The 19,407-nt window shown below is 63.2% G+C and carries 19 protein-coding genes; 7 read left to right on the forward strand and 12 right to left on the reverse strand.

All coding sequences use genetic code 11. The features are described from left to right. The first annotated feature begins 47 nt into the window (after nucleotides 1-47). Nucleotides 48-608 (forward strand): histidine phosphatase family protein, encoded by a 561-nt coding sequence (locus tag H6F58_RS02505; RefSeq protein ID WP_060702673.1) that lies wholly within the window; start codon nucleotides 48-50, stop codon nucleotides 606-608. A 64-nt stretch (nucleotides 609-672) separates the two neighbouring features. Here H6F58_RS02505 and H6F58_RS02510 read toward each other — a convergent pair whose 3' ends face one another. From H6F58_RS02510 to H6F58_RS02525, 4 genes are all read right to left on the reverse strand, one after another. Further along, on the reverse strand, nucleotides 673-1,842 hold the full coding sequence (locus H6F58_RS02510; RefSeq protein WP_060702672.1) for an acetyl-CoA C-acyltransferase: 1,170 nt from the start codon (nucleotides 1,840-1,842) through the stop codon (nucleotides 673-675). Further along, a complete protein-coding gene (locus H6F58_RS02515) occupies nucleotides 1,839-2,489 on the reverse strand; it encodes a CoA transferase subunit B (RefSeq protein WP_060702671.1) in 651 nt (216 codons plus the stop codon). Before H6F58_RS02515 ends, H6F58_RS02510 begins: the two co-directional genes overlap by 4 nt. Before the next feature lie 2 nt (nucleotides 2,490-2,491). Further along, nucleotides 2,492-3,196, reverse strand: coding sequence for a CoA transferase subunit A (locus H6F58_RS02520; RefSeq protein WP_146276382.1), 705 nt, complete (start codon nucleotides 3,194-3,196; stop codon nucleotides 2,492-2,494). Nucleotides 3,197-3,360: 164 nt separating this feature from the next. Next, nucleotides 3,361-3,816, reverse strand: a complete 456-nt coding sequence (locus H6F58_RS02525; RefSeq protein WP_060703500.1) for a VOC family protein — start codon at nucleotides 3,814-3,816, stop codon at nucleotides 3,361-3,363. Nucleotides 3,817-3,884: 68 nt separating this feature from the next. Between H6F58_RS02525 and H6F58_RS02530 the strand changes: the two genes are divergently transcribed. After that, nucleotides 3,885-4,676 (forward strand): IclR family transcriptional regulator, encoded by a 792-nt coding sequence (locus H6F58_RS02530; protein ID WP_060703499.1) that lies wholly within the window; start codon nucleotides 3,885-3,887, stop codon nucleotides 4,674-4,676. Nucleotides 4,677-4,783: 107 nt separating this feature from the next. Further along, entirely contained in the window at nucleotides 4,784-5,884 is a 1,101-nt protein-coding gene (locus tag H6F58_RS02535) for an alanine racemase (RefSeq protein ID WP_146276380.1), read from the forward strand. On the opposite strand, the gene H6F58_RS02540 is transcribed toward H6F58_RS02535, so the two are convergent. Next, the gene (locus H6F58_RS02540) at nucleotides 5,881-7,578 is read right to left on the reverse strand and encodes an NERD domain-containing protein (protein ID WP_195181024.1); all 1,698 of its coding nucleotides are present in this window, start codon (nucleotides 7,576-7,578) and stop codon (nucleotides 5,881-5,883) included. The genes H6F58_RS02535 and H6F58_RS02540 overlap by 4 nt on opposite strands. A 151-nt stretch (nucleotides 7,579-7,729) precedes the next feature. On the opposite strand from H6F58_RS02540, the gene H6F58_RS02545 reads away from it, so the two are divergent. From H6F58_RS02545 to H6F58_RS02555, 3 genes are all read left to right on the forward strand, one after another. Next, nucleotides 7,730-9,418, forward strand: coding sequence for a long-chain-fatty-acid--CoA ligase (locus H6F58_RS02545; protein WP_195181025.1), 1,689 nt, complete (start codon nucleotides 7,730-7,732; stop codon nucleotides 9,416-9,418). 262 nt (nucleotides 9,419-9,680) lie between these two features. Then, nucleotides 9,681-10,037 (forward strand): hypothetical protein, encoded by a 357-nt coding sequence (locus H6F58_RS02550; RefSeq protein ID WP_146276374.1) that lies wholly within the window; start codon nucleotides 9,681-9,683, stop codon nucleotides 10,035-10,037. A 52-nt stretch (nucleotides 10,038-10,089) separates the two neighbouring features. Continuing rightward, complete coding sequence (locus H6F58_RS02555) at nucleotides 10,090-10,407, forward strand: helix-turn-helix transcriptional regulator (RefSeq protein ID WP_084793287.1); 318 nt, start codon at nucleotides 10,090-10,092, stop codon at nucleotides 10,405-10,407. Between the two features lie 68 nt (nucleotides 10,408-10,475). Here H6F58_RS02555 and H6F58_RS02560 read toward each other — a convergent pair whose 3' ends face one another. The 5 genes from H6F58_RS02560 to H6F58_RS02580 all read right to left on the reverse strand — a co-directional run bounded on the left by H6F58_RS02560 (nucleotide 10,476) and on the right by H6F58_RS02580 (nucleotide 16,208). Continuing rightward, nucleotides 10,476-12,077, reverse strand: coding sequence for an ABC transporter ATP-binding protein (locus H6F58_RS02560; protein WP_195181026.1), 1,602 nt, complete (start codon nucleotides 12,075-12,077; stop codon nucleotides 10,476-10,478). After that, the gene (locus H6F58_RS02565; protein ID WP_195181027.1) at nucleotides 12,074-12,871 is read right to left on the reverse strand and encodes an ABC transporter permease; all 798 of its coding nucleotides are present in this window, start codon (nucleotides 12,869-12,871) and stop codon (nucleotides 12,074-12,076) included. The genes H6F58_RS02560 and H6F58_RS02565 overlap by 4 nt, the downstream gene beginning before the upstream one ends. Further along, nucleotides 12,868-13,800: an ABC transporter permease gene (locus H6F58_RS02570; RefSeq protein WP_195181028.1), complete on the reverse strand. Its 933-nt coding sequence runs from the start codon at nucleotides 13,798-13,800 to the stop codon at nucleotides 12,868-12,870. The genes H6F58_RS02565 and H6F58_RS02570 overlap by 4 nt, the downstream gene beginning before the upstream one ends. A 6-nt stretch (nucleotides 13,801-13,806) precedes the next feature. Beyond that, the gene (locus H6F58_RS02575; RefSeq protein WP_195181029.1) at nucleotides 13,807-15,468 is read right to left on the reverse strand and encodes an ABC transporter substrate-binding protein; all 1,662 of its coding nucleotides are present in this window, start codon (nucleotides 15,466-15,468) and stop codon (nucleotides 13,807-13,809) included. 131 nt (nucleotides 15,469-15,599) lie between these two features. Further along, on the reverse strand, nucleotides 15,600-16,208 hold the full coding sequence (locus tag H6F58_RS02580; protein ID WP_195181030.1) for an NAD(P)H-binding protein: 609 nt from the start codon (nucleotides 16,206-16,208) through the stop codon (nucleotides 15,600-15,602). Nucleotides 16,209-16,291: 83 nt separating this feature from the next. On the opposite strand from H6F58_RS02580, the gene H6F58_RS02585 reads away from it, so the two are divergent. Continuing rightward, the gene (locus H6F58_RS02585) at nucleotides 16,292-16,660 is read left to right on the forward strand and encodes a helix-turn-helix domain-containing protein (protein ID WP_195181031.1); all 369 of its coding nucleotides are present in this window, start codon (nucleotides 16,292-16,294) and stop codon (nucleotides 16,658-16,660) included. Between the two features lie 108 nt (nucleotides 16,661-16,768). Here the strand turns inward: H6F58_RS02585 and H6F58_RS02590 are convergent, their stop codons facing one another. Both H6F58_RS02590 and H6F58_RS02595 read right to left on the reverse strand, forming a co-directional pair. Then, the gene (locus H6F58_RS02590; protein WP_195181032.1) at nucleotides 16,769-18,085 is read right to left on the reverse strand and encodes an MFS transporter; all 1,317 of its coding nucleotides are present in this window, start codon (nucleotides 18,083-18,085) and stop codon (nucleotides 16,769-16,771) included. A gap of 9 nt (nucleotides 18,086-18,094) precedes the next feature. Beyond that, nucleotides 18,095-19,345, reverse strand: coding sequence for a M20 family metallopeptidase (locus tag H6F58_RS02595; protein ID WP_206693397.1), 1,251 nt, complete (start codon nucleotides 19,343-19,345; stop codon nucleotides 18,095-18,097). Nucleotides 19,346-19,407 lie beyond the last annotated feature (62 nt).

The following is a 19,407-nucleotide window of genomic DNA, read 5'->3' on the forward strand; positions in this document are numbered from 1 at the left end:
GCACTCAAGATCAGGATCTGGAAGTGCACGCAAGAAAGAAGAAGACGATGAGTGAACAGAAAATTGTATTGATCCGCCATGGCCAGACCGAGTGGAACAAGGCAGGGAGGCTGCACGGACGCAGCGACCTGCCGATGAACGACACCGGAGTGCGCCAAGCGCGGCAGCTGGCAGCCGACCTCGCGATGCAGGGGCCGTGGGCTGCGGTCTATTCCTCCCCGCTGTTCCGGGCGCTGCAGACTGCGCAAATTATCGCCAACGGCGTCGGCACCCGTGCCCTGCACGAAAACCCGGAGCTCATGGAACAGGACTTCGGCGATTGGGAAGGCAAGCTGGTAGGACACCCGGCCGATGAACAGCGCCAAGTGCACATTGGATCTGGCGAAACCGAGCAGCACCTCGTTGAACGCGCGATCAACGCCCTGTTCAAGATCAGCCAGCAGCACCCAGGGGAAAACGTGCTGGTGGTGAGCCATGGAGCGCTGATCAGCTCGGTGCTCAGCGCATTGACCTCGGAAGCCGATCCGCGGGTGGCCAACGGGACCTGCCGTGAACTGGACGCGCGGTTGCTGACCACCTACGTGTCCCGCGAACCGCTCTGGCACTAGAAGCCCAGCTGCGAACAGAAGGCTGCCGGCGATAATTCGCCGGCAGCCTTCTGGGTTGTTCGAGCTACAGCGAGCGAAGCACCACGGCGGTGCCCTGTCCGCCGCCACCGCAGATGCCGATGGCGCCCAGCGAGCCTGCCGGCAATTCCTGCAGTTGGCGGGCCAGCGTTCCGATAATGCGTGCGCCTGAAGCGCCGATAGGGTGGCCCAAGGCGGTGGCCCCGCCATGCTGGTTCACGATCTTTTCGTCCAAGCCCAGAACCTTGGCCGACTGGACTACCACCGCGGCGAAAGCCTCGTTGATTTCAACGGCCTTCAAGTCTGCAGCTTGGGCGCCAGCCTTCTGCAGCGCGGCGGCGATGGCGTTTGATGGCTGTTCGTGCAAGGTGCGGTCCGGTCCGGCGACAAAAGCGTGCGAAACGACTTCAGCCATCGGGCTCAGGCCCAGCCGCGCAATGGCAGCGTCGCTGGCCAGCACCACGGCCGCCGCGCCGTCGGTGATTTGCGAGGAGTTGCCTGCGGTAATGCTGCCGTCTTTCGAGAACGCCGGGCGCAAGGTGGACAGCGTTTCAACTGTGGTTGATTCGCGAATGCCGTCATCCTCGGAATAGGTGGTTTCGCCCTTGCGCGTAGTGATGGTGAACGGGGCGATCTCCCCGGCGGCGAAGTCCCGGGAGGCGGCGGCGCGCTGATGCGACGCGGCGGCCACCTTGTCCTGCTCTTCACGGGTTAATGACAGGTTGGCGTTGTGCTCTTCGGTGGAAGCGCCCATCGAGCGCTTTTCTGCGGCATCGGTCAAGCCGTCGTATTCCAGGGTGTCGATCAATTCAATGGCACCGTACTTGGTTCCTGCACGGGCTCGCTGAACGTGAGGTGCCAGGGACATGGATTCCTGGCCGATGGCCAGAACGATATCGGCTTCGCCATTGTTGATGAGGCGAGTGCCGGCAACCACAGCTTCGGCTCCGGAAAGGCAGACTGCGTTGACCGCGATGGCCGGAACATTCAGCGGAATGCCCGCGCCGACGGCCGACTGGCGAGCGGGGTTCTGGCCTGCTCCGCCTTGAAGCACCTGTCCAACGATGACCTGCTCGACTTCGCTGGGGTCAACACCGGCACGCTCCAGCGCCGACTTGGCGGCGTGGGCGCCCAGCTCGGTGGCTGGAACGCTGGCGAAGACGCCATTGAATTTCACAAAGGGGGTGCGGGCGTAGCCCACGATTTTGACGCTCATGCTTTCGGGTCCTCCAGGATGCCGACGGCAAATTCTGCTGCCGTGATCTCTTTAATGGTTTCTGGGCTTTCGCCCGGGGCTACGGCGCGCAAGGTCATTCGCCCTTGCTCGATGTCGAAAACCGCGCGGTCGGTGATGATGCGGTCTACCACGCCAACACCGGTCAGGGGCAAGTCGCAGGATTCCACAATCTTGCTCGTTCCATCTTTGGCGGTGTGGTCGGTCAAGACAATGACACGGGGCGTGCCGGCAACCAGGTCCATGGCACCGCCCATGCCCTTGACGAGCTTGCCCGGGATGGTCCAGTTGGCGAGGTCGCCGTTTGCGGCTACCTGCAATGCACCGAGGATGGCTGTTTGCACGTGGCCGCCTCGAATCATGCCGAAGGATGTTGCCGAGTCGAAGAAGCTTCCACCGGGCAGGATGGTGACTGTCTGCTTGCCGGCGTTGATCAGGTCGGCATCTTCTTCGCCCTCATAGGGGAAGGGGCCCATGCCAAGCAGGCCGTTCTCGCTTTGGAGCTTCACCGAGACGCCCTCGGGAAGGTGATTGGCCACCAGGGTGGGGATGCCGATGCCGAGGTTGACGTATTGCCCGTCGGTCAGTTCGCTGGCGGCAATCGCCGCCATTTCATCACGAGTCCACATGCCTAGGCCTCCTGCCTGCTGCGCACGGTGCGCTGTTCAATGTCCTTGACCTGATCGGCCTGCACCAGGGTCTGCACGAAAATGCCCGGGGTCTCGACCAGGGATGGATCAAGATAGTCATCGAGGATGTGCTCGGCTTCGGCGAAGGTGTGGCGTCCGGACATGGCAACCAATGGGTTGAAGTTCCTGGAGGTCATCCGATAGCGCAGGTTGCCCTCGGAGTCGGATTGGTAGGCCTTGACCAGCGCGATGTCCGCGAAGATTCCGCGTTCCAGGATCGCTGGCTTGCCATTGAACTCCATGACTTCCTTGCCTTCGGCCACTGGAGTGCCCACGCCGGTGGGCGTGAAGAAGGCTGGAATGCCTACACCGCCAGCTCGCAAGCGTTCCGCGAGGGTGCCTTGGGGGCAGAATTCCACGTCAAGATCCCCGTCGAGGAACTGCTGGGCGAATAGCTTGTTTTCGCCCACGTAGGAGGCTAGGACCTTGGAGACCTGCCGGTTTTCCAAGAGGATGCCCAGGCCCTTTCCATCCACGCCCATATTGTTGGACACGATGGTCAAGTTGGTGGCTTTGGAGTCCCGCAAGGCGGTGATCAGCCTGTTGGGTATTCCCGAGAGGCCGAAGCCTCCCACGGCGATGGTCATGCCATCCTTGACGACGGCGGCTAGTTCAGCGGCCGCGTCTTCTCGAAACTTCGTTGTCATCGATATCTCCCTGCGTCCACTATGTGGAGTGCGGTTGTGTCTACTTCCAAAGTTACGTAGTCCCAGATGAGCATTCAATAGCGATCAGGACATTGCCTGCTTATTGATCGGATGGTGAGGAAAAATGGATTCTCTGTCCATAATATGAACGCTTGTGCTGGGAGCTAGACGACATCGAATTCGTTGCCTTCGGGATCAGCCATGCACACTGCAAAATGGTCCATTTCGGGCAGGTCCATCACCTCTCGGATGGTGGCGCCGAGGTCCGCCAACCGCTGCGCCTCGTGGGTTACCCGCTCCTTGCGCGTCTCGAATTCGACGCTGCGTCCGCCGCCGACGAGGAGATCAACATGCAGCCGGTTCTTGATGCTTTTGGCCTCGGGCACCTGCTGGAACCACCAGCGCGGACCGTTGCCTTGCGGGTCGACCAGCGACTCGGGCAGGTCGCCAACCCCGGGGCCCAATTCATCGTCCGGAACGCCCATGGCTTGCCAATGCTCGCGCCAGGTTGCGTGGGGCTCCGGAGGCGCCTCGGGAATGTAGCGCATTGCCTGGGACCAGAATTCCACCATGGTCCGCGGGTCGGTGCAGTCAATGACTAGTTGCCATGAATTCTCCATGCCCCACAGTATGCGCCCCTGCTCCGGCAAATACAGGGCAATGGACAAACATCGTCCATAATATGGCCATGAGCAATTTACCGGCAGGTGCGCAGGTTGTCGGCCGGCTGGCTGCCGTGCTGCGAACCGTGAGCACCTCGATGCCCGCTGGCATTACGACCACCGAGGCGGCCCGCGCCACCTCATTGGCCCGGCCCACCGTGCACCGGCTGCTCTCGGCATTGGTTACCGAAGGATTCTGCGATCACGATCATCGCACCGGCAAATGGCTGCTGGGACCGGAGCTGTACCTCATGGGAGCCGTAGCCGCCGAACGCTACGACATCAGCGAGCTGGCGCGCGAGCACGTCACGGCGCTGGCCGAACAGACCGGAGAGAGCGCCTTCCTCTCCGCGCGGCGCTCCGATGAAACCGTCTGCCTGCTCCGCCAGGACGGAGCCTTCCCGATCCGGTCCTTTGTGCTCTATGAAGGCCGGCGCTTCCCGCTGGGAGTGGCTTCAGCGGGGATGGCAATTTTGGCTTTCCTGCCCGAAGAAAGCATGAAGCGCTACCTGGCCGGCAGCAGCCTGGAAGCCGAATACGGGCCAGCCCACAGCGCCAGGGAACTGCGCAAGAAGATCGCTGAAACCAGGAAACTCGGCTATTCGGTCAATCCGGGACTGATCGTCGAGGGAAGCTGGGGAATGGGCGCGGCGGTCTTCGACAGCTCAGGGCAGCCGGCCTGGGCCTTGAGCCTGACCGGCATCCATACGCGATTCGAGGCCGAACGGAGAAAAGAACTCGGTGAGCTGTTGCTGCATCATGCCCATGAGCTGTCCACCAAGCTGGCTGCGCGTACCGGTCCAGCCCAGCGCCAGTGAGCACTTGGCGTGTTGATAGGTACCTGCGGTAATCTCTCTGTTCGGCGGATTCAACTTCGGGCAGGACCGTCACCGCGATGCACAACAAGCACTAAGGAACGGTAGACGTGGCCACAATCCCGGCTGGAACCAGTACGCCGCACATCATGATCGATGTGGAGCAGCTGGAGAAGAACATCGAAAAAATGGCCCATCGGGTCGCCAGCCAAGGCCTGAAATTGCGTCCTCATGCTAAAACGCACAAGATGCTCGAAGTCGCCGGACGCCAGCTGGAGGCAGGGGCGGTCGGGCTCACCGTGGCCACCGTGGGCGAAGCACTGAGTTTTGCCCTGCAAGGCGTGGCCAAGATCTTCATCGCCTATCCGCTATGGGTCGATGAGTCCCAGGCGCAACGGATCCAGGAATTGATGAAGCGCGCCAAGCTCAGCATTGGCACCGATTCGGTGCAGGCCGTGGAACAAATGGCGCGGATGCTCGGGCCGCAAGCAGCAAAGATCCGCCTCATGATCGAAATCGACAGCGGCCATCATCGCAGTGGCGTCAGCCCGCACGATGCGCTGGCTATCGCCGAGGCCGCGCGGGCCGCCGGCATGCGCGTGCATGGAGTCTTCACCTTCCCGGGGCACAGCTACAACCCTGACGGCATCGACTGCGCCGTCAACGACGAGCACAAGGCGCTGGCCGAAGCGACCAGGATTCTGCGCGAGGCCGGGTTCACCATCAAGCGGATCAGCGGCGGATCAACTCCCACCGCGGCGCTCAGTGATAATTCGGTGCTGACCGAGGTGCGCCCGGGGGTCTATGTTTTCGGCGACGCGCAGCAGTATGAGCTCGGCCGCACCGGCTTCGACGAGATCGCCTTGACCGTGGCCGCGACCGTGGTCAGCCGCCATGAAGGCAATGAGCAGATTCCGCGCCGCGTTGTGCTGGATGCCGGAAGCAAAATACTTGGCAGCGATCGTCCCGTATGGGCTACCGGCTATGGCCGCATTGCCCAGTGCCTTGACGCGCGGATCAGCGCGCTCTCGGAACATCACGCCACGGTGCTGTGGCCTGAAAACCTCGAGCTGCCAGCGCACGGCACGCAGCTGCAGGTGATCCCGAATCACGTGTGCCAGGCGGTGAACCTGGTTGATTCGGTGCTAGCGGTGCATCCCGATGGAAGTTCTGAGCTGTGGGATGTGGCTGCTCGCGGGCTGAATTTCTAGCCTGCCAGGGCTTCTGGCGCGGTCCAGTCGGTGGCATCCTTCAGGGAAATCTGCAGGTTCGCTCCGCTAGCTTCGTCCACCAGCTGGCGGTCGCCAACCACCACTAGGAGGCTGCGCGCCCGGGAGAATCCGACATATAGCTGCTCGGTGGCCCGGTTCATGTCCTTGAAGCCATTAACGCAAAGAATGACCACGCTTCTCTCCAGCCCCTTGAACCCGAGCACATGGCCGTAGAATTCCTCCTCGCGAGCATGGAACGCTGGCCAATACTCCGTATCGATCGTTCCGTTCTCATAGTGGTCCTGGTGGATGGGGTGCCGCCGATTGGTGGTCAGCAAGGCAATCTGGTTGTTGGCCCAGCCTTCATCGATCAACCGGTCAACACAATCCGATGCGATGTCCACGGCGTCTTGGGTTGGGCAGTGCACAAACCGAACGGGCAGTCCTTCGCCGCCGCGCAGCTTGACGTTGCTGCCGATGATTTCCTTGAATGTCCGGGCGATGCTCCGGGTGTTGCGCAGGTTGTCATCGACATGGATGGGCACCAGCGGAGTGCCATCGCCGATGTTTTCACCACTCCACCGCTGATAAACGTCTTGCCGGTTGTCCATGAACGCATAGACCTGGCCGTTAAGCGGATCCTTGGTGCAGGAAAGCAGCGCTTCCCACCAGCCCGGAGCAAAATCCTGGGCTTCATCAACGATCACGGCGTCAAACTTCTGCGACTGCGGCAATGATGGTCCCAGCTCCCTGAGCAGCTGGGGCATGGCGACATCGAAATACTCCTGGCCGGTGCCGTCCGGGACCCCGACCGAGCGGGCGTACTCATGGAATTCGCCGGTATGCGAGGGCTTGTTCTGCCGCCACAGATCCACCTGCGACTTGAGATAATGGCCCAGGCCCTTGTTGTAGCAGAACAAGCCGACGCGCAGCCCCTCTTTAGCCAGCTGCCGTGCCTTCTCCAGGGCCATCCACGTTTTTCCGCTGCCTGCACCGCCGATAAAACTCACGCGATTCAAGGAGCGGGTTGAAGAGAGCAAGATCGCTTGCCTGCTGGTGAGGGTTTCTTGCAGGTCTTCGTTGCTCAGTGCATCGCCATGACCGAAGGAATCATTGGTCTCGCCCAATGGGCCGGTGTCCCCTGTGAGGTGCTTGACCATGCGCTGGGCAAACTCGGGACTCAGCCCAGCTAGACCGCCGCCGTGGTCCTCGATGGCGCGGCGCAGCAATGAATCCAGATCCGCCAGCTGGGCACGGTCGATGATGAGTTCACGCGGCACGCCTACAGAGCTGTAATGGCTCGGCCAATCGGTATAGGGAAAGCACACCACATCGGCCATCTTGCTGGTGATCGGGGTTCCCATCAAGGGGGCGAGGGCCTGCTTGAACGCATGGGCGGCGCTTTGCACCTGGGCCATGGGGCTTTGGATGCGATGCTTGCCCTTGCCATCGGATTGGTACCAGGTGCCCTCTTCCACCGTGAGCCGCCCGCCCTTGACTTCGATGACCGCAATGCCAACGTGCGGCCACAACACCAGAAGGTCAATCTCATGTTCCGCACGCTGATTGCGCAACTGTACTGAATGGAAGAGCAGCACCTGATCGGGCAAGGCGTGGCGAAGGATTTCGAAGACTTTCTGTTCTGCTGCAGTCTTCTCGGTAAATTCAGGGTCTTGCGGATAACAGCGTGCCATGGATGCCTCCGGGGCGTGAGCGCGGGTGCTACTCTACTTGGCTCGCAGTCTAGTTGGTGCACCGGACAATTTTGCTGTCCTTGGCCGGGGGCATGTCCTTGGCGCCCAGTAGAATCGCTTTGCTACCGGCGCGTAGGGCATGATGGGAGCTATGGAGAACAGCGCTGCGCCCGCCTGGGTGGCCAATTACCAGCCCGGCGTCCCTGCAAGTATTGACCTGCCTACCGAAGCGCTCAGCCGCATGTTCGAACGCTCGGTGGCTGAAGCAGGCCAGAGCCCGGCTACAGAATTCTTTGGGCGGCGCACCAGCTATGCGCAGCTCGGCGAACAGGTGGAGCAGGCGGCCGAAGGGCTGCGCAAGCTCGGGGTGCGTGCCGGGGACCGGGTGGCCCTGATCCTGCCCAACTGCCCGCAGCATGTGGTGGCTTTCTACGCTGTCCTGCGGCTGGGGGCTGTGGTGGTGGAGCACAATCCGCTGTACACCGCCCGAGAGCTGCGCCACCAATTCGAAGACCACCAAGCGCGCGTGGCCATTGCCTGGGACAAGGTCGTGGGCACCTTGCAGGAATTCCCCAAGGACGTGCAGCTGGACGCAGTCATAGCAGTCAACCTGCTGGATGCCTTCCCGCCACTGAAGAAGATGGCGCTGAACCTTCCGGTGAAGAAGCTGCGCGAAACCAAGGCCTCGTTGACCGCCCGCACCTCGGGAACCACTTCGTGGAAGGAACTGCTTTCCGGCGGCCGGCTTGATGCCAACCACCCGCATCCGGGTGTGGATGACTTGGCCGTCATCCAGTACACCTCCGGCACCACGGGCCACCCCAAGGGCGCCATGCTCACCCACTTCAACCTGTATTCCAATGCCCTGCAGGGCGAGGCCTGGATGCTCGGGGCCAAGGAACGCGAGGAAATCCTCTACGCGATCCTGCCGATGTTCCATGCCTTCGGCATGACCCTTTACCTGACCTTCGGCGTGAAGAAGCAGGGCCTGCTGGTGCTGTTCCCGAAGTTCGATGCCCAGATGATCCTGGACGCGTGGAGAAAGTCGCCCGCCACGGTGTACTGCGCCGTCCCGCCGATCTACGAACGCACCGCGCTGGCCGCCAAGGAACGCGGCATGTCGCTCAAGAGCGCCAAGTACTGCATTTCCGGGGCCATGAACCTGCCAGAGCATGTCGTGGAACTGTGGGAATCCATGTCCGGCGGGCTGCTGGTCGAAGGGTATGGCATGACCGAATCCTCCCCGGTGGCGCTGGGCAATCCCTTCCACCCCAGCCGGCGCACCGGAACCATCGGCGTGCCTTTCCCCTCGACCTTGATGAAGGTTGTCGAGGTGGATGATCCGTCCAAGGAGGTAGCCCAAGGCGAGGCCGGTGAACTGCTGATCAAGGGTCCCCAGGTGTTCCAGGGCTATTGGAACAACCCCGAAGAGACCGCCAAGGTGAAAACCGGCGATGGCTGGTTGCGTTCGGGCGATGTGGTCACCGTTGACGAGGACGGATTCACCCAGGTCGTGGACCGGGCCAAGGAACTGATCATCACCGGCGGTTTCAACGTCTCGCCGACCGAAGTGGAAATCGCGTTGCGCCAGCACGCCGACGTGGTTGACGCCGCGGCCTTCGGCAAGCCGCTGGCCCGCGGCGGAGAGATGGTGGTTGCCGCGGTGCAGCTGGAACCGGGCGTTGAACTCAACGAGGACGGGCTGCGTGCCCATTGCCGCGAGCTGCTCGCCGCCTACAAGGTGCCCAAGCGCGTGGTCCAGGTCGAAGAGCTGCCGCGTTCATTGCTCGGCAAGATCCTGCGCAAGCAGGTCAAGGACGAGCTGATCGAAAAGATCTAGGGTTCAGTCGACTCCGGTGTCATGCCCCGGCGTCCGCGCAATTCGTGCTGGGCGTCGGGGCATTTGCCGTTTTCAGTCGTCGACTTTTGACGTGCGCCAAGAGGGATTTCCAGAACTCGCGTAGGGGAGCTGCTCGTAGGGGAAACTATTAGCTAGCTTCGGTTTCATGAAATCTCGAAGCGGTGCGGACTCGCGATGCAGCCACCCAGAAAATGCGCCATACAGGTGGGTCTTCAGTTACGACGCCGCAAATAAACGCGTCATGGAGCTGGATGGCTGGCTCAATAGCCTCGATTTCTTCGCCCGAAACCATTGTCTCGGAGAAATTGATGGGCTATTCGAGGACGCAGCAGCTGGGAAATTACTACATGTTGGAAATGCTAAAACACCACTGAAGCCGGTGCGGATGGACCCTGATCTATATGAACTTCGGTTGCAGGTTCTGCAAAGAAATCTACGTTTCTATCACGGTGAACCTTCAAGCTACCCCTCAGTTCTAGTTAGATTGCACAAGCACATCAAGCGGACCTGGCACGACGGGCAGGCATCGCTGGCGGTCTCGCGGCGGGATCAGGAAGAGCAAGTGGGCTTTGCGGTCTCAAGGTACCGGTTCACCTGAAGAAGCAACTTAAAAGTTGCGCAGCGTTAGGAGCGGAATTATCATTTCGGCCATGGCAAATAAAACCAGCTGGCCCCATTTGTCGAATTCCGAAGCAATACGACAACGTGCGAAGAGCTTGTCCCAGTCTCATCGGCAGATGATTTCTGATCTCGTTGACATCCGTGTTGAGCGTGGCATGACGCAGGATGAAGTCGCCATAATACTTGGAGTGACACGCCAAAGGGTATCGAGAATGGAACAGTACGATTCAAATCCGCGCCTGGAAACGATCAGGCGATACGCCAATGCAGTCGGCGCGCGAATCGAATCCAGGGTGACCATTGATGAATCGCATGAAAACCAGCATGGCGCCAAAATTGCCGGCTGACATCGTTGATGATCCAGCCCCGCGAAACTCATAAATTTTGTCAACTGTGCCAGCGGGAACTTTAGGACTCAGCGCAGCCGGGGCATCGCCGAGAGCAGCATCCAGGTGTATTCCTGCTGCGGCGAGGCGAAGATCGACGCAGTGTCGCCCTGCTCGATGATTTTGCCCTGGTGCATGACCGCCACGGTATCGCTCATATGCTCGATGACCGACAGATCGTGGCTGATGAACAGGTAGCTGGTTCCGGTCTCGCGCTGGATCCGATCCAGCAGATCCAAAACGGTGGCCTGGATGGAAACATCCAATGCCGACACTGGCTCGTCCAAAACCAGCACCGAGGGCCTTGGCGCGAGGGCGCGCGCGATGGCCAGGCGCTGGCGCTGTCCGCCGGAGAGCTCGCGAGGAGAGCGCGGGAGCAGGCTGGTGGAAAGTTCCACTTGTTCCAGCAATCCAGCCACCTCGTTGCGGTAGCCAGCGGTCCGCTTGGTCTTGCCGCCGCTGAGCGCATCGGCCAGCAGCTGGCCGACGGAATAGCGCGGATCAAAGGAGCCCAAGGGATTCTGGTAGATCGCGCCCATCTGCTCGCGCAGCTTTCGGCGTTGCCCCTCGGCCAGGGGCGCGAAGCGCTCGCCGAGCAGGTCAACGGTGCCGGAATCCGGTTTCTGCAAACCCAGCACCATGCGCGCGGTGGTGGTTTTCCCGGACCCGGATTCACCCACTATGCCTAGGGTTTTCCCCCGCGGCAATTCGAAGCTCACCGCGTCCACAGCCGCGTGCTTTCCAAAGCTCTTCGACAGGTTATTGGCCGAAAGGGCCGGCGGGCCAGCAACAATTCTCGGGGTAGGGGCAGGGGCAGGCAACGGCACAGCGCCAGCTGCCGAAAGCGGCGCGAAGCGCGGGACTCCCGAGGGCACCGCTTGCAGGAGCTTGCGGGTGTAGTCGTGCTGTGGGTGATTCAAGACCCGTTCGGCCGGTCCAGCTTCGACGATTTCGCCGTGGCGCATCACCGCGATGTCATCGGCCAGGTGGGCCACCTGCGCCAGATCGTGGCTGATCATCAGCACGCCGCGGCCCTGCTCCTTGAGCTTGCGCAGCTGCGAAAGGACCAGTGCCGTCAGTGCCGAATCCAGCGCGGTGGTTGCCTCATCGGCGATCACCACCTGCGGGTTGCCGGCCAGCGCCTGGGCAATGAGGGCGCGCTGGCGCATGCCGCCGGAAAGCTCGGGGGAGCGCTGCTTGGCGCGCAGCCCGGGCTCGGGCATGCCTACCGACGTGAGCACCTCGTGCACCCGCTGCTCACGCTCTGGCTTGGACAGCGAGCCATGATCCTTGAGCCCGTCAGCGATTTCCCGGCCCACGGGTCGCAGCGGGTCCAAGGCCATCAGCGCATCTTGCAGAATCATCGAAATCGAATTGCCGCGGATCTTCTGCCACGCCCGGTCATCCAGGCCCAGCGCGTCCCGCCCGCAAATGGTAAGCTCGCCGGCGCTGACACTCCCGCCGGAAAGGCCCAAAAGGCTGCGCGCTGTCACGGATTTGCCGGATCCGGATTCGCCGACCAGCGCCAGCACCCGGCCAGCGCGGATAGCCAGGGAGATGTTCTTCACCGCGGGTGCTCCGTTGAAGCTGACCGACAGGTCCTTGACGGTGATGAGCTCCTGTTCACTCATAGCGACTTCACCTTTCCGCCCAGGGCGCGGCCGATCAGGGTTGCGGACACCGCGACGGCCACGATGGCAAGGCCTGGGAAGAGGCTCATCCACCAGGCAAGGTGCAGGTAGGTGCGGCCGGCCGAGAGCATGGCACCCCATTCCGGAGCGGGCGGGGCGGCGCCCAGGCCGAGGAAGGAGAGGGCCGCGGCCCAAATGACGGCCTGGCCGATGCCCAGGGTCACCAGCGCCAGCAGCGGCTTGAGCGCATTGGGCACCAGATGGTTGCGGACCTTGAGCCAGCTGCTGCGGCCGAGCACGGTGGCGGCCTCCAGCATTTCGGAGTTCTTCAGGCTGCGGATTTGGCTGCGCACCAGCCGGGCATAGCCGGGAGCCGTGGATAGGCCGACGGCCACGATGGCCGGGCCCACGCCCGGACCGGTGAAGGCAATGATCAGCAGTGCCATCAGCAAGGAGGGAATGGCATAGAGCGCTTCGAGCACGCGCAGGATGATGTCATCGATCCAGCGCGGGGAGAGCGCGGCAACGGTGCCCAGGATGATGGCCAGCCCCATGCCCAGGGCCGTGGCGGCCAGGCCGATGGATAGCGAGTCCGAGGCGCCATGGATGACGCGGGTGTAGATATCGCGGCCCGATTCGTCGGTGCCGAAGAAGTGCGCCGCCCCTGGTTTCTGGAAGGCTTGCACCGGGTTGATGGCCAGCGGATCCCCGGGAGCCAGGACCGAGGGCGCCAGGGCCATCAGCAGCCAGAGGCCGATGACGATGGCGGAGAGGATTTTTGCGGTGCGGCTCATCGCTGATCACCCGCCGGGTTGATCAGCCGTTCGAGCCCTTCGGCCAAGGCCATGACCACGATGTAGACCAGCGCGGAGAACAAGGCGATGCCGGTAACCATCGGAATATCGCGGGCCAAGACCGCGGAGAGCAGGGAGCGGCCAAGGCCCGGGCGGGCGAAAATTGCTTCGACCACCACGGCTCCGGAGAGCAGCGAAGAAAACGCCCAGCCGGTCAGGCCCAGCGCAGGCAGGGCCGCATGGCGCAGGCCATGGCGCCAGAAGAGCTTGAGCCGGCTTTCGCCGCGGGCCCGGGCGGCCAGGGCGAACTGGCTGCCCATCGCCTCGCCCAGGGAATCGCGCATCAATTGGGTGAGGAATCCAGCCAGCGGCAGCGCCAGGGTCAGCACCGGGAGCACCAGGCCTTGGGCGGAGCCGTTGTCCACGGCAGGCAGCCAGCCCAATGCGGAAGAGAAGAGCATGATCAGCACCGCGCCGAGCCAGAAATGCGGGACGGCGGCGGCGATGATTTCCATCAGGCTGCCCAGCTGGCTGGCAAAGCGGCTGGACCGGGTGGCTGCCGCGGCGAAGCACAGGGCCATCAGCCAGGCGGCGGCCAGGGCCAGCAGCGAGAGCCACAGGGTATTGGGCAGAACCTCGCCCATGACCTGGGCGACCGGCTGTTTCAGGGAGTAGGAGGTGCCGAAGTCCAGCACCAGCAGCTTGCCCAGATACAGCAGGTATTGCGCGAAGAGCGGCTGGTCCAACGCGTACTCTGCCCGGGCAGCGGCCAGGGCTTCGGCCGAAGCCTGGGAGCCCGGTCCGCCCATGATTGCTTCGGCCGGGTCGCCGGGGATCAGCCGGATGGCGATGAAGATGGCCGTGGCCACCAGCCATAGCACCACCAGGGTGCCGCCGATCTTGCGCCCAGCCCAAGCAACCGTGCCCATCAGGGGCTACTGGTCCAGGAAGGTGTCGAAGTAGATCGGGGAGGACACCGCCGTGGTGGTTCCGACGCCGTGCACGTTCTTGCCGTAGAGGAAATGATTCTGCTGGTCATACAGCGGCAGCACGTAGTAGCCCTCGAACACGATCTTCTGCGCCTGCTCGTAGAGCGAGGCGCGCTGCGCGCCATCCTCGGTCTCTTCGGCCTTGTTCAGCAGCTGGTCGAGCTTCTTGTTCTTCACCTGGGCGTTATTGGCGAAGTAGCCCGAAGGGGCAGGAACCGTGGAGTCGGAGTGGTAGAGCACGCGCAGCACCGAGGGGCCGACCTTGGTGTATGGAGCGGAGACCAGGTTGTACTCGTGCTTGGCTAGCGCTCCATACCAGCTGGACAGATCCAGCAGGTCGATCTTCACCTCGAAGCCCACGGCCTTGGCCTGGGCCTGGAACTGCTCGAAGAGGGACTGCTCGGCCGGGACCGACTGGTTAGTGGAGACCGGGAAGGCCAAGCTCAAGCGCTTTCCATTCTTCACGCGGTAGCCCTGGGCATCGCGTTCGCTCCAGCCGGCATCATCGAGCAGCTGGTTGGCCTTGGCGGTATCGGTGGTGAACAGCGATTCGTCCGAGTATCCCAGTGGCTCCACGGAGGATAGCAGCGAATTGCTGCGCTGGGCGGTGCCGAAGAACAACGCGGAGACCCCGGTGTTCGCATCGACCGCGCGGATGAAGGCTTCGCGGACTCGCTGGTCGTCAAATGGCGCCTTGGAGCTGTTGAGCTCGATGCGGTTCGAGGCACCGGGGCGCGGCGCATCGAGGTGGCCCAATCCGGCATCGGAGGCCGAGGCAATGGTGTCAGGCTGGGCGTTATCGATCACGTCGACTTCGCCGGATTGCAACGCCGCATAGCGGGTGGCGGCTTCCGGGATGAAACGCCAGGTAATGCCATCCAGGTAGGCGGTGCTGCTGGTGCGCTTTTCATCAGCGACCGGCAGGACATAGCCATCGTTGCGGACCAGGTTCACGGCCTTCTGATGCTCCCAGGATTCGACCTTGAACGGTCCGGTGCCCACCGGGGCAGCGCAGTTCGTGGCCTGGTCGCGTTCCAGGGCCTTGGGGGATTCGATGGCGGTCCACGGCATCGCCAGGGATTCGAGCAGCGCGTTATCGGGAGCGGACAGCTTGAGGACTGCGGTCAGCTCATCTTTGACCTCAACACTGACCACTTTGCCCACGGCGAGGTATCCGGTGGAGGAAGCGGTATTGGGGTCCTTGAGGTGCTTGACGTTGGCCTTGATGGCGTTCGCGGTGAGCTTGGTCCCATCGGTGAACTTGATGCCCTCGCGCAGCTTGATGGTGCGGGTCAATCCGTCCTTGGAGACTTCCGTGCTCTCGGCCAGCCATGGGATGATCTCGCCGTTGGCATCCTTGGTGAACAGGGATTCCAGATATTGGCTGGCCACCAGCGCCTGCGGGTAGTTGCCGCCAACGTGCGGGTCCAGGCAGCTTGGCTCTGCGTCGCCCGAGGCATAGACCATGGTGCCGCCGGTGACCGGTTCTTTGCCTTGTGCCGTGGAATCGGAGCTGCCCGTTGAAGAGCAGCCGGCCAAGAGGGCGCCGATTAATGGCAGTGCGAAGGCGCCGGCCAGAATACGCGAAGAGCGCGAGTTGCGTTGCATGGGAAGTAACTTACCTCGGGGTGCTAGTGGAATGACCACTCCAACTTTAGCCATGTACGTTGCATTCGTCAGATCGGCGCCCTGCGGCGCGGATCCGACGAATGCACGGCACGGCTTCGGGCGTCGGGTATCTACTTTTCGCTGGCTACGGTCAGCCGGCGGTTTTCGTGTGCCGGGGTTTCGATTTCGTCGAGGATTGCCACCGCGAAGTCCTGGCTGGAAACGAAGTCGCCGGCTGGCGAATCGGTGCCCTTGGCGTAGCTTCCGGTGCGGCGGCCCGGTGCGATGACCGGAGCTGGTGCAACGACGGTCCAGGTGATTCCGGAGACGGAGGTGAACATGTCGTAGACGGCAGCTGCGGTAAGCGCTTCGGCTTTGTACGCCTCGGGGAAATCCGGGCTGTCGACCAGGCGGACACCGTTGATTTCGGTGGCGCCTGCGCCGCCAACGACGATCAGGCGCGCTGGGGTGAGGGTTTCGGTGATTTCCTCGAAAGCGTCCAGGTATTCCTGGTGGTCTCCGCCGGTGCGCGATGGCGGAACGGAGATGACGATGACGTCATTGTTCTTGCCGAGCTCGCGGTAGGTTGCGGCGTCGTCCAGTTCGGCTGCGACGGCGGTGGTGCCGGCGACTTCGGTGCCGGAGCGGGTTACCGCGGTGACTTCGTGGCCGCGGTAAATGGCTTCGGCAACAACTTCAGTGCCGACCATGCCGGTGGCTCCGTAGACTGCGATCTTCATGGTGATTCTCCTGTTGATTGGTTGTCGTACAACATGATGATATCCTTTAGATACTGACTACTACAACGAAACTAGGTTTCCTAATGGATAGCCATGAGTCATTCAATGTCTTCGTGCAGAACTGTCCTTCACGTGAAATTATGCAGCGCCTCGGGGATAAATGGACACCGCTGGTCCTGCTTGGCCTAGCTGGCGGGCCGCAACGTTTCTCCGAGTTACGCCAGCGCATCGGCAGCGTCACTCCAAAAGTGCTTACCAGCACCCTGCGCACACTTGAGCGCGACGGGCTGGTGCAGCGCACCGTCTTCGCCCAGGTCCCGGTCCGCGTGGACTATGAGCTCACCGAGGTTGGCCACAGCCTGCTGGGCCCCATGGAAACGCTGCGCAAGTGGTCCGAGAACCATGCATCCAAGGTGCTCAAAGCCCGCGACGAGTTCGACGCCCGCGACTAGCGGCCAGCTGCACGGGCGGGGAACGCAGCGCAACGGCCGAGCGGATGCGGTTCCGCTCGGCCGTTGCGCGGCTGGTTCAGCGCTGGTGAGCCAGCTGCGGGGATTTTCCTAGCTGGACAGGTCCTTGCCGCGGGTTTCCTTCAGGGTCAGGATGGTGATCACCGTGAACAGCAGCATGGCGATGGCGTAGAACCCGAAGTAGCTGCGGCCGGCATCGCCGAACCAGGTTTCGAACCCGGCCTGCAGGTAGGCCGCCGTGCCGCCGAAGGCCGCAACGCAGATCGCGTACGGCACCGCGACGCCAATGGTGCGCACCGAGGTGGGGAAGAGCTCGGCGTAGACCGCCGGGCCGATGGAAGCGAATCCGCCGATGAACACCAGCATCAGCGACATGGACACCGCCAGCTGGAGGGCCGAATCCTGCAGCAGGGCGCTGGCCGGGAAGTAGCAGGCGATCGCACCGGCGGAGCTGATCAGCAGCACCGGGCGCCGCCCGATCTTATCCGAGAGCCGGCCCCACAGCGGCAACACCAGCAGGAAGACGATATTTGCGGCCACACCGGCCCACAGGGCGCCCTTGGCATCCACTCCCAGCACGTTGATGGCATAGGCCGGGGTGGAGACGCCCCAGACGTAGTAGACCACGGTCAGGCCCACGGTCAGGCCGATAACCTGCAATGCCTGGCGCCAATGCCGGGCCATGTCCGCCAGCAGCCGCGGCTTGCCGGCCTGCGTGCTTCCCGGGTTCTTCTGGCCGCTTTCAAAGACGGCCGATTCCTCCATGCGCGAGCGCATGAGCAGGGCGACAAAGCCGAACAGCGCGCCGAGGGCGAAGGGGATGCGCCAGCCGAAGCCCTGCATCTGCTCCACCGTGAGCACGGTGGAGAGCACCGCGCCGAGCAGCGTTCCGAACAGGATGCCGGTGGTGCCCGAAACGTAGATCAGCGAGGACCACAGGCCGCGGCGCTCGGCCGGAGCCATTTCCGAAAGGTAGGTCTGCGCGCTGGGCAGCTCGCCGCCGTGGGCCAGGCCCTGCACCAGGCGGGCGGTCACCAGCAGGGCCGAGGCGCCGGCGCCGATGGTGGCGTAGCTCGGGGTCAGGGCGATGGCCAGGGAGCCGAGCGAAGCCAGTGCCACCGACAGGGTCATCGAGGCCTTGCGTCCGAACTTGTCGCCGATCATGCCGAAGAGGAAACCGCCGACCGGGCGGGCGACGAATCCAACGGCGAAGATGGCCAGGGTCATCAAGAAGGCGCTGGAGGGATCGGCCGGGCTGAATAGCTGCGTGGAGATGAACGAGGCGAAGGTCGCATAGACCGCCCAGTCATACCATTCGACGGCGTTGCCGGCACCGGTGCCGAAGAGGGTGCGGGCCACGCTGCGACGCCCGGCCGCGGGCTTGGCGGCATTGGTGGTGGTTGTCATGGCGGATCCTTAGTTCGAAGCGGCGAGGGCCAGGCGGTCGATGGCCAGCCGCGCGTAGGTGGCGGCGCCGTCGGGCAGCACGGCATCGTCGAAGATGGCGTAGGGGGAGTGGTTGTAGGCGGCCTGCTCGTGGTCGGAGCCTTCGGGCACCGCGGAGAGGAACAGGAAGGAGCCGGGCACCTGCTCCAGCACCCGGGAGAAGTCCTCGGAACCGGCCAGCGGGTTGGCCAGCACCTGGTGGCGCTGCTGCCCGAAAAGCTCCTGCACGCTGGACTGGGCGAAGGAGGTCTCGGCGGCATCTGAAACGGTCAGCGGGTATTCCTCGATGTATTCGGCGGTGGCCCACAGCCCGTGGGCGGCGGCGATGGATTCGACCAGGGTGGGGATCGAGGCCTTGAGCTTCCGCTTGGCGGCCGCCGAGAAGGAGCGGATGGTGGCCTCCAGATGGGCGCTCTCCGGGATCACATTGCGCTTGGTGCCCGCCCGCAGCACCCCGACGGTGAGCACCACCGGGTCGAAGACATCGAATTGGCGGGTCACCATGGCCTGCAGTGCCGTGACGATCTCTGCGGCCACCGGCACCGGGTCCTTGGCCGCGTAGGGGGCCGAGCCGTGGCCGCCTGCGCCGTGGATGGTCACGACCAGGGCATCCGAGGAGCTCATGGTGGCCCCGGCTCTCGAAAGGAAGGTGCCGCCCTGGGCCATGGCGCTCATGACGTGCAGTCCGTAGGCGGCCTGCGGGTGGCTTCCGGAGGCCTGGAGCACCCCTTCGCGCAGCATCACGCCGGCTCCGTCGAAGCCTTCCTCGCCGGGCTGGAACATGAACAGCACGTCGCCGGGCAGCTGGTCGCGGCGGGCGGCGAGCAGCTGGGCGCCGCCGACCAGCATTGCGGTGTGCAGGTCGTGGCCACAGGCATGCATGGCCCCGTCGATCTGCGAAGCGAAGGGTACGCCGGTCTTCTCCTGCACCGGCAGGCCATCCATGTCCCCGCGCAGCAGCACGGTGGGCCGCGGGCCTGAACCCTGCGCGGCGGTGCCGCGCAGCACTGCGGTCACCGAGGTGGTGTCGGTGCCGGTGGTGATTTCCAGGCCCAGGCCTTCCAGGGCGGCCAGCACCTTTTCCTGGGTGCGCGGCAGGTCGAGCCCGATCTCCGGTTCCTGGTGGAGGCGGTGGCGCAGGTCGGTGATGTCCGGGGCCAAGGCGCTCGCGTCATCGCGAAGCGATATGGTCAGATCTGCGGATGAGGCGGTGCCTGTCATCGTGGTCCCTTCGTTGCTGAGGTGGTCTACCCAGCGTGATGTGATCCAATTCACCGCATGCC

This window comes from Glutamicibacter sp. FBE19, from assembly GCF_015524875.1.
GTDB lineage: Bacteria > Actinomycetota > Actinomycetes > Actinomycetales > Micrococcaceae > Glutamicibacter > Glutamicibacter halophytocola.

Bases quoted from the DNA above. Each gene is read 5' to 3' on its own strand.
- H6F58_RS02565 (WP_195181027.1), bottom strand. From the start codon at position 12,871: ATGAGCCGCACCGCAAAAATCCTCTCCGCCATCGTCATCGGCCTCTGG.
- H6F58_RS02575 (WP_195181029.1), bottom strand. From the start codon at position 15,468: ATGCAACGCAACTCGCGCTCTTCGCGTATTCTGGCCGGCGCCTTCGCA.
- H6F58_RS02560 (WP_195181026.1), bottom strand. From the start codon at position 12,077: ATGAGTGAACAGGAGCTCATCACCGTCAAGGACCTGTCGGTCAGCTTC.
- H6F58_RS02585 (WP_195181031.1), top strand. From the start codon at position 16,292: ATGGATAGCCATGAGTCATTCAATGTCTTCGTGCAGAACTGTCCTTCA.
- H6F58_RS02590 (WP_195181032.1), bottom strand. From the start codon at position 18,085: ATGACAACCACCACCAATGCCGCCAAGCCCGCGGCCGGGCGTCGCAGC.
- H6F58_RS02580 (WP_195181030.1), bottom strand. From the start codon at position 16,208: ATGAAGATCGCAGTCTACGGAGCCACCGGCATGGTCGGCACTGAAGTT.
- H6F58_RS02525 (WP_060703500.1), bottom strand. From the start codon at position 3,816: ATGGAGAATTCATGGCAACTAGTCATTGACTGCACCGACCCGCGGACC.
- H6F58_RS02530 (WP_060703499.1), top strand. From the start codon at position 3,885: ATGAGCAATTTACCGGCAGGTGCGCAGGTTGTCGGCCGGCTGGCTGCC.
- H6F58_RS02510 (WP_060702672.1), bottom strand. From the start codon at position 1,842: ATGAGCGTCAAAATCGTGGGCTACGCCCGCACCCCCTTTGTGAAATTC.
- H6F58_RS02515 (WP_060702671.1), bottom strand. From the start codon at position 2,489: ATGTGGACTCGTGATGAAATGGCGGCGATTGCCGCCAGCGAACTGACC.
- H6F58_RS02505 (WP_060702673.1), top strand. From the start codon at position 48: ATGAGTGAACAGAAAATTGTATTGATCCGCCATGGCCAGACCGAGTGG.
- H6F58_RS02570 (WP_195181028.1), bottom strand. From the start codon at position 13,800: ATGGGCACGGTTGCTTGGGCTGGGCGCAAGATCGGCGGCACCCTGGTG.
- H6F58_RS02595 (WP_206693397.1), bottom strand. From the start codon at position 19,345: ATGACAGGCACCGCCTCATCCGCAGATCTGACCATATCGCTTCGCGAT.
- H6F58_RS02550 (WP_146276374.1), top strand. From the start codon at position 9,681: ATGGAGCTGGATGGCTGGCTCAATAGCCTCGATTTCTTCGCCCGAAAC.
- H6F58_RS02555 (WP_084793287.1), top strand. From the start codon at position 10,090: ATGGCAAATAAAACCAGCTGGCCCCATTTGTCGAATTCCGAAGCAATA.
- H6F58_RS02545 (WP_195181025.1), top strand. From the start codon at position 7,730: ATGGAGAACAGCGCTGCGCCCGCCTGGGTGGCCAATTACCAGCCCGGC.
- H6F58_RS02540 (WP_195181024.1), bottom strand. From the start codon at position 7,578: ATGGCACGCTGTTATCCGCAAGACCCTGAATTTACCGAGAAGACTGCA.
- H6F58_RS02520 (WP_146276382.1), bottom strand. From the start codon at position 3,196: ATGACAACGAAGTTTCGAGAAGACGCGGCCGCTGAACTAGCCGCCGTC.